Source organism: Pseudomonas agronomica, from assembly GCF_025917275.1.
In the GTDB taxonomy this organism is placed as follows: domain Bacteria; phylum Pseudomonadota; class Gammaproteobacteria; order Pseudomonadales; family Pseudomonadaceae; genus Aquipseudomonas; species Aquipseudomonas agronomica.
Genome location: NZ_JAOSHO010000590.1, coordinates 1 through 2,828 on the forward strand (window position 1 = coordinate 1; position 2,828 = coordinate 2,828).

The 2,828-nt window shown below is 64.4% G+C and carries 4 protein-coding genes; all 4 read right to left on the reverse strand.

What is annotated here, in order from left to right; translation table 11 throughout:
* On the reverse strand, positions 1-609 hold a 609-nt coding region (locus OC610_RS24890; protein WP_332880484.1), incomplete at its 3' end, for an OB-fold nucleic acid binding domain-containing protein.
* 9 nt (positions 610-618) lie between these two features.
* Positions 619-1,539 (reverse strand): hydrogen peroxide-inducible genes activator, encoded by a 921-nt coding sequence (locus tag OC610_RS24895; RefSeq protein WP_030142183.1) that lies wholly within the window; start codon positions 1,537-1,539, stop codon positions 619-621.
* 317 nt (positions 1,540-1,856) lie between these two features.
* A complete protein-coding gene (locus OC610_RS24900) occupies positions 1,857-2,612 on the reverse strand; it encodes an energy transducer TonB family protein (RefSeq protein WP_264431673.1) in 756 nt (251 codons plus the stop codon).
* On the reverse strand, positions 2,609-2,828 hold a 220-nt coding region (locus OC610_RS24905; protein WP_264431674.1), incomplete at its 5' end, for a biopolymer transporter ExbD. The genes OC610_RS24900 and OC610_RS24905, both read right to left, overlap by 4 nt.

Genomic DNA, 2,828 nt, shown 5'->3' on the forward strand with positions numbered 1-2,828 from the left:
GTGATGCAGGTAGCGAATCGCGTCGGCCAGCGGCGCAAGCTGATAATCCCGGGCCAACTCCTTGGGCAGCCAGTCTGGCAGGCTGGTGGGGCCGAGCATGGTCAGGGTTTGCTGGCAGAGTTGGCGCAGGCGCTGTTGGGTCAGGCCTTCGGTGAGCGGGTAGACCGGCGTCAGGGTTTCCGCGACGGGCGGCGGCTCGTCGCCGGTGATGGCGCGGTATTCCGGATGATAGATCTCCAGCCCCGAGGCACCGGGCCGCGCCTCGCCGTAGCAGCGCACGCGGGTGCCACGCTTGAGGCCTTCCTTTTGTGCATTGCTGAAGTGATAGAAACGCAGGCTCAACCCGCCGGTGCCGTCCTGTAGGCGCACCACCAGGCTGCGACGCCGGCCCATGACCACGTCGGCGCCGCTGACGGTGCCTTCCACCACCGCATCCTGCCCGGGTCGCAAATGACCGATGGGCACCACGCGGGTGCGATCCTGATAGCGCAATGGCAGGTGAAACAGCACGTCCTGGAGGTTTTCCAGGCCGACCTTGGCCAGTTTCTCGGCCATGGCTTCACCGACACCCTTGAGTGTCGTCACCGGCACTTTCGACAGCTCAGTCATGGCTACGGCTTACTTGGCGGCAGGCGGCTTGGCCACGGAGCACAAGCGGATCGAGTCGGCGAGGATCTCGATGGCCTTGGGTCGCGGGAAGCTGGCGCGCCAGGCGATGGCAACGGTGCGGAACGGCACGGGGGCCGTCAGTGGGCGGACTTCGATCACGCCGGGGGAGTAATGATGGCTGTCCACCGCCGACAACGGCAGGATCGAAATGCCCAGGCCGGATGCGACCATGTGGCGAATGGTTTCCAGGGAGCTGGATTCCACCGTGGTGTGCTTGGCGCCTTCGCTGCCCTTGGTCAGGGTCGGGCAGGCTTCGAGCACCTGGTCGCGGAAGCAGTGGCCTTCGCCGAGCAACAACAGGCTCTTGTCGTTGAGCAGGGCCGCGTCGATGGTTTTTTTCTGGGTCCAGGGGTGCTGGGCCGGCATCAGGACGTAGAACGGTTCGTCATAAAGCGGCAGGGTCAGGACGTCGGCTTCGTTGAACGGCAAGGCGATGATGATCGCGTCCAGTTCGCCGTTGCGCAGCTTGTCGCGCAGCACGTGGGTGAAGTTTTCTTCGATGTACAACGGCATCTGCGGGGCGACCCGGTGCAGTTGTGGAATCAGGTGCGGGAACAGGTACGGCCCGACAGTGTAGATCGCACCGACTTTCAGCGGGGCGGTCAGTTGGTTCTTGCCGGCCTGGGCCAGCTCGCGGATGCCCTGGGCCTGTTCCAGGACTTTTTGCGCCTGGGCCACGATGCCTTCACCGACCGGCGTCAGGCGCACCGCGCTTTTGCTGCGCTCGAAAATAAGCACACCGAGTTCGTCTTCAAGCTTTTTCACGCCCACCGACAGTGTCGGCTGGCTGACATGACAACGCTCGGCCGCATGGCCGAAATGCTGCTCTTGGGCGAGGGTCACGATGTAGCGTAATTCTGTGAGGGTCATGGCGAAACGTCCGTGAAGTTGCGAGCCAAGCATACCGGCTGCAATCGATAGACGCACGTTATCAGACTGGAGGCGCGGTGCGACACTGGCGAATGTCTGTGTGGTCGTTGCCGGATATGAAAAAAGGCATCTCTCGATGCCTTTGTTCGATTGTGGCGAGGGAGCTTGCTCCCGCTGGGCCGCGAAGCGGCCCCAAACCGGCGAACGCGATGCATCAGGCTGATCGCATCCACCGAACCGGGGCCTGCTGCGCAGGCCAGCGGGAGCAAGCTCCCTCGCCACAAGATTTAAACCTGCCATCGGGTTGCCGGATTGAGTCAGCGCCGGCGCTTGTCGATGGAGTACAGGAACGGCGCCGTCAGTTCGACCGTGCCGTTGGTCAGCAGGTCGGCCGGTGGCTTGGGCAGCGGTTGGGCGCGGCGGATCATTTCCAGGGTGGCCCGGTCCAGATCGGCGTTGCCTGACTTGCCCACCAGTTCGAAGGACAACACGTTGCCTTCGGCATCCACCACGAACCGCAAGCGGTTCATGCCTTCCTTGCCACGTGCCTGGGCGCTGGCCGGGTACTTCTTGTATTTGCCCAGGTGTGCCAGCAGCGTGCCTTGCCAGCTGGCCTTGGCTGCCATTTGCGCGGGCGAAGGGCCTGGGGCCGGCTGCGCGGACTTCTCGGTCGGCGCCTGGGTGGGCTGAGTGTCGGCGGGCTTCTGCTCCGACGGCGTTTCCTTCGGCGGCTCCGGCTTCTTCTCCACCGGCTTGGGCTTAGGCGGTTGCGGCTTGGGCTTGGGCTTGACCGGCTTGGGCACGGCGATTTCCGCCTTCGGTGCTTCGGCCAGTTTCGGCAGCGGCAGCTCTTCCACCGGCTCGGGCGGTTGCGGCGGTGTGGCGACTTTTGGCGGGGCAGGCGGTGGCGGCGCTGGGACCGGGGCCAGTTCGACCATCATTGCCTGGGGCGGCAATTCGATGGGCGCACGTGTCGTCCAGTTCAGCGTCAGTGCGATGGCGAGCGCGTGCACGCCCAGCACCACGGCCAGGCTACCGCTGTAACGCGTCAGCTTTTGGCGCGTCGTGATCATTTTTTCGGCGCCGTCTCGAGTCCGACCAGGCCGACCTTCAGGTAACCGGCGCCGCGCAGGGCGTCCATCACGCTCATCAGGTCGCCGTAATCCACGCCTTTGTCGGCCTGGAAGAAGATCGTCGTGTCTTTCTTGCCCTGGGTCTTGGCGTCTAGGGTCGGGCCGAGGCTCTCGACCTTGATTTCCTCTTCGCCCAGGAACAGGCGCTGGTCAGCC

What these genes read in the sequence shown, in the direction of transcription:
- OC610_RS24895 (WP_030142183.1), bottom strand. Translation starts at nt 1,539, where the DNA reads ATGACCCTCACAGAATTACGCTACATCGTGACCCTCGCCCAAGAGCAG.
- OC610_RS24900 (WP_264431673.1), bottom strand. Translation starts at nt 2,612, where the DNA reads ATGATCACGACGCGCCAAAAGCTGACGCGTTACAGCGGTAGCCTGGCC.